This is a genomic window from Nocardia carnea, assembly GCF_029868325.1.
GTDB lineage: Bacteria > Actinomycetota > Actinomycetes > Mycobacteriales > Mycobacteriaceae > Nocardia > Nocardia carnea_C.
This window is the reverse complement of the sequence record NZ_JARWNW010000150.1, coordinates 1-4,878: the sequence shown is the minus strand read 5'-3', so window position 1 is coordinate 4,878 and position 4,878 is coordinate 1. Positions and strand designations below refer to the sequence as shown.

Sequence of the window (4,878 nt, the reverse complement as noted above, 5' to 3'; positions counted from 1 at the left end):
CCCGCCCGGTGCGGTTCGTCCTGGCCACCGGAGATAGCCTAGGCAGCGAGAACGATGAGATGGAGGAGGGACGGAAAGTACTCGACCCGCGCCACGGGCCGAAACCTTTCAGGGCCTCGCTGGACTCGGCTGTGCCTTTGGTTGCGTTGATTTTGGTCGTGGGCCGAAAGCTTTCAGGGTTTCGTAAGACTCGGCACCACCGTTGGTTACGTCGGGATTGGTGAGGTGGCATCGTTCGGGGCCCCGCTGGACTTGGCGCTGTTGTTGGTGATCTCGGGGATTGGTGAGCTGGCATTCTTCCAGGGCCTCGCTGGACTGGGTGCCGCTGTTGGTTGCGTTGGGTCGGTGTCGGTGAGCAGGTCGTTCGATGTTCGGCCCCCGGCCGGGTGGTGGGACTTTCGGGTGAAACTCGCCAGGTGTGGCGGTGGGGTGATGTGGGCGGTTCGGGGTAGGCAGTTCATGGTGCCGGAAGCGGCAACTCTGATGCGTGGATAGGACAGGGGCAAGGCCCGTACCGTCGGCGGTAATGGCCCCAAATGACACGGAGGTCGGCAAATGGTCAATGTCAGCGAGGGGTTCGGGTCGAGTGTGCTCGGATATCCGCGGATCGGCCCGCACCGGGAGCTCAAACGAGCGCTCGAGGCGTACTGGCGAAAAGCGATCACGCAAGCGGAGTTGCGTGCGGTCGCGCGCGATATCCAGGAGCAGCAGTTCTACGAACTGGCGGCGACCGGGCTCACCCAGGTTCCGGGTAACACCTTCTCCTTCTACGACCATGTGCTCGACAACGCGCTGCTTTTCGGTGCGGTGCCGTCCCGGTTCGCCGAACACCAGGGCGAGATGGACCCCTTGGATTTCTATTTCCTGATGGCGCGGGGCCGGCCGGATCTGCCGCCGCTGGAACTGGTGCGGTTCTTCGGTACGAATTACCACTACCGCCAGCCCGAACTCGACGCCGATACCGAATTCTCACTGCATCCCGAGGCACTGCTCGACGAATGGGATCGGGCGATGGCGGCCGATATCGAGCTGCGCCCGGTGGTGCTGGGTCCGGTTTCGCTGCTGCTGCTGTCCAAGGCCGGCAGTGTGCCCGGCGAATCCGCGGGTTTCGACACCATCGAACTGCTGGACAAACTGCTGCCGGTGTACGAGGAGCTGTTCGCGATTCTGGCGCAGCGCGGTTCCACCTGTATTCAGCTCGACGAACCGTGTTTCACCGCGGAGCGTTCGCCGGCCGAACTCGCCGCGTTCGAACGCGCCTACGACCGGCTGTCCAAGGCTCCGTTGCGGCCGCGGATCCTGGTCACCGGACAGTACGGTGATTTCGGCGAGGCGCTGACCATTCTCGCTGCCTCCGGGGTGGAGGCCATCGGCCTCGATCTGGCCTCCTACCGGATCCGTCCGGAGGTGCTTGCCGCCATTCCCGGTATCCGGCGGAAACGGCTGTATGCCGGCGTGATCAGCGGGACGAATGTGTGGCGGGCCGACCGCTACGTCACCTTGGAGTATCTGAACGAGCTCGCCAAGGTGTGCCCGGACCTGGTGGTCTCCACCGGAAGCACGCTGCTGCACGTGCCCTACGACGTGCTCGCCGAATACGATATCGACGGAAATGTGGCCGACCGGCTCGCTTTCGCGAAGCAGAAGGTCGGCGAGGTCGTTTCGCTGGCGAAAGCGCTCACCGAGGGCCCGTCCGACAAATGGCGTAAACGTCCCGGCGAAGTGCATTTCAAACAGAAGCACGCCGTGCGTCAGCGGGTTTATGCGATCACGCCGCAGATGCGCGAACGCGAACCCTATCCGGTGCGCCGGGCCGCGCAGCAGGAGAAACTGCAGTTACCGCCGGTGCCCGCCACGACCCTCGGTTCGTACCCGCAGAGCGCCGAAGCCCGGCAGGCCCGCCACAACCTGGGTGAGGGCCGGATCTCCTACGACGAATACCGCAAGAAAATCGAATCGGAGATCGCCGCGACCATCGCGCTGCAAGAGGATATCGGCCTCGATGTGCTCGTCCACGGCGAGCACGAACGCAACGATATGATCCAGCACTTCGCCGAACTGCTGGACGGTTTCGCGACCACGCATTTCGGCTGGGTGCAGGTGTACGGTTCGCGCTGCGTGCGGCCGCCGATCATCTACGGCGATGTGTCCCGGCCGGCCCCGATGTCGGTGGAGTGGAGCACCTACGCGCAATCACTCACCGAGAAACCGGTCAAGGGTATGGTCACCGGTCCGGTCACCATGGTGGCGCGCTCCTTCGTCCGGCAGGATCAGCCGCTCTACGAAACCGCCGACCAGGTGGCGCTGGCCATCCGCGACGAGGTGGTGGATCTGGAACGTGCCGGTATCGGCATCATCCAGGTCGACGAGCCCGCCCTGCGTGAGCTGTGGCCGGCCCGGCCCGAGGGACGCGCCGAATATCTGCGCTGGGCGATCGGCGCGTTCCGGCTGGCGACCTCCGGGGTGCGTCCGGACACCCAGATCCACACCCATATCCCGTACTCGGGCCGCACCGAGATCGTGGAGGCCATCGACCAGCTGGACGCCGATGTCACCGCGATCGTCGCCACGCGGTCCATCGAATGGGTGCTCAAGGCGCTGGAGGAGGACTATGCCTCCGGGCACGGCCTCAGCCACGGCGTCGGGCCGGGGGTGTACGAGAGCCGCTCGGCCCGGATCCCCGATATCGACGAACTGGATGCGCTGCTCACCGCCGCAGCCGCCGCCGTGGGCCCCGAACGCCTGTGGGCCAACCCGGACGGTGGCCTGAAAACCCGCCATCACTGGCAGCTCGATCCGGCCCTGCGCAATATGGTCGCCGCTGCCCGCCGGGTCCGGCGCCGCTTGCGGGAAACCGAGCAGTAGCATCGCTGCCCGTCGCCGCATGGGTGGTCGCAGACGGGCAATGTTTGCGGCCTTACGCCGGCCTGTGAACCCCTTCAGATAGCAACTACGGTGGGCTCACCTTCTGGGCCCGAGTCCAGCGAGCCCGGAAGACCCACCCGAAACCCAACGCAACCAACGGCGCCGCCGAGTCTTACGAGGCCCTGCAAGGTTTTGGCCCGCGTGGTCGTTCAGCCCTCGAGGCAATGCGGCACAGCCGCGAGCATCGAGGGCTGAACGACCACGCCAAAGGGGCCGAAACCCGCGGCGCCGCCGGCGCCGCAAAAATTAAAGCGGGAGGGTGATTGGGCGGGCTCGACCGGCGAAACCGGGTCGACAGCGGAGGCGTCCGGCGGCATTCCCGGAGGATCCTCCTGGACAACGGGGGTTTGCTTCCGCATGGACACCGCGCTCGGCCGGGACGTCCAGGTGTCGCCCGGGGCGGTCAGGAACCGGTCCGTTCCGGCCGCGTCCGAGCCGGCGGCCAAAGGGACACCCGCACGGCGGCGGGCGAACCAGGTCGCGTGGAAACCGGCGGCCACCGCCGCCAGCAGGGCCAGCACGACCGACCCCGCCACCACCGGATGGTCGGCCATCTGCACCGCCAGATATCGGTACCCGAGCAGCAGTGTCAGCAGGACCAGTACGCCGCCGCCGACCAGACGCACCCGGAACCAGCCCCAACCGCGTTCGGGTTCGCGCAGCGCCGATTCGACCGTCAGGCAGAGCACCGCACCGGCGACCAGATCGACTCCGTAGTGGTAGCCGAAACCGAGGGTCGCGGCCAGAGTGCACAACAACCAGAACGTGCCACCCCAGCGCAGCCAGGTGGGGGCCAGAGTCCCGTCGGCCCGGCGGCGCGTGTGCAGGAACAGTGCCAGCGCCCAAGCGGTATGCATCGAGGGCATGCAGTTGCGTGGGGCCAGATCGGAGAACAGCAGGGCCTCCGGGCTGCGGTCCAGCGGCGGCACCACCCCGGGCCAGAAATTGCCCACCTGGAAACCGTTACCGTCCACACCGTAGACGAACATGGGCCCGACGACCGGGAACAGGATGTACACCAGCGGACCCACCAGACCCAGCACCAGGAAGGTGCGCACCAAATAGTGGTTCGGCCACCGGCCACCGCGCGCCACCGCCCGCAGTTGCCATACCGCCACCACGATCGCCGCCGCGGGCAGTTCGATGTACACCCAGTGCAGAACGGCCTCGGGAACCGGACCCAATACCTCCAGCGCCCGGCCCATCACCCACGCCGGATCGCCGAGCGCATGGTCGGCGAGCATCACATACTGGTCCAGCACGCGCGGCCGCAGGTCGACGGTGATGTGCAACCAGACATCGCCGACCTTGGTCGCCAGGATCAGCAGCGCACCCAGCGCCGCCGCATGCAACGCGGTACGCCGCCGCTCGCCCGACCAGCGCCACCAGGCCAGCACCGCCAGCCCGGTGAGAACCAGCACGGGACCGTTACCGACGGTGAACGGCCCACCCAGCGCCAGCCGCACCCCCGCATAGACGAGATCGATCGCCACAGCCGCCGCGAGCGCGATCACCCGGTGCCTGTTCCCGATCCCGACCAGCGCAAGAACCAGACCCGCCCAGGGCACGGTCATCGACTTCGGGGTTCCGGCGTAATCACGGAACAAACTCTCCAGCGGGCCCTCGAAACCCCGCCACAACGCCACCCCCTGCAAAACCACCAGCAGAACCGGCACCGCAAGCACGGCCAACAACCGAACACGGCGGTGCGCGAACACCCGAACCCCCCGGTGCGGCGCAGGTCTTCGCGCCGCGGCTCCAGCTCCCATATTCGGGTTTTCGACTAGCACCCGCTCATCGTAAACGGCACGTGAACAGAGCACCCACGGACTATTGAACAGCAGGTGCTGTGTTTATGGCGCCGCCTCCGGCGGCGCGGATTAGGGGGCCCCGGGGTGGGGGGGTTTGAGACAACCCCACCAACCGCGCCACGACCCCCGCCACCCCCGCGCG

1 protein-coding gene and 1 pseudogene are annotated in these 4,878 nt (G+C 66.8%); one reads left to right on the top strand and one right to left on the bottom strand.

Features of this window, described 5'->3' with window-relative positions:
• The first annotated feature begins 555 nt into the window (after positions 1-555).
• The gene (gene metE, locus QH196_RS10955) at positions 556-2,865 is read left to right on the top strand and encodes a 5-methyltetrahydropteroyltriglutamate--homocysteine S-methyltransferase (protein WP_280415656.1); all 2,310 of its coding nucleotides are present in this window, start codon (positions 556-558) and stop codon (positions 2,863-2,865) included.
• A gap of 455 nt (positions 2,866-3,320) precedes the next feature.
• On the opposite strand, the pseudogene QH196_RS10950 reads toward metE, so the two are convergent.
• A pseudogene (locus QH196_RS10950) lies at positions 3,321-4,694 on the bottom strand (DUF5933 domain-containing protein); the annotation flags it as partial.
• Positions 4,695-4,878: the final 184 nt, after the last annotated feature.